This is a genomic window from Vibrio sp. S12_S33 (assembly GCF_963889785.1).
In the GTDB taxonomy this organism is placed as follows: Bacteria; Pseudomonadota; Gammaproteobacteria; order Enterobacterales; family Vibrionaceae; genus Vibrio; species Vibrio aestuarianus.
In genome coordinates, this window is the sequence record NZ_CAWPQZ010000214.1 from 1 (window position 1) to 621 (window position 621).

The 621-nt window shown below is 47.0% G+C and carries 1 protein-coding gene; it reads right to left on the reverse strand.

The window, feature by feature from the left end; translation table 11 throughout:
- On the reverse strand, positions 1-621 hold a 621-nt coding region (locus tag AACW06_RS19890; RefSeq protein WP_192076376.1), incomplete at both ends, for an IS110 family transposase.

Consider the following 621-nt stretch of genomic DNA (forward strand, 5'->3'; position numbering starts at 1 on the left):
CCTGTTGTGTTCTGCCTTGGAACCAGCCCCATCGCAGCAGAGGCGTCTCGTCCCGTTTTGAACTGTTTCCCTGTGCCTAACCATACCGCTACGGCTTGACTGGTGAGTGGCCCAAAGCCAGGGATAGACATAAGTCGCTTGGCATTATCGAACTGTTTGACGGTTTGGTTAAGTTTGTCGTCAAACCAACGGATTTGTTCATCGATATATAGATAACGTTCGTATTGGCGTGATAGAAGTTCTCGTAGTATGGGAGATAGCTGGTTTTCGGCGTCTTCTAGCACTTTTGGAATAGCTTGTCTGAAGGAGGCTTTTCCTTTAGATAGAACAATACCGTACTCGGCAATCAGCCCTCGAACTTGATTAATCATACGCGTCCTTTCAGTGACGCATAATCTACGCATTCGAATCAGTGATTGAATATCTTGCTGTTCGATAGATTTGTGCGGGACGGGAGGATGTCGCTGATAAAGGGCAAGTTCTGCAATCGCTTCGGCATCGTTATAGTCGTTCTTTTGTTTGCGTCGCTGACTTTTGACATGTTGAGGCGGGTATAAAAGTACCTCGTGACCAAGCTTTTCGAATTCTCTGGCCCAATAATGCGCTCCAGAACAAGCCTCC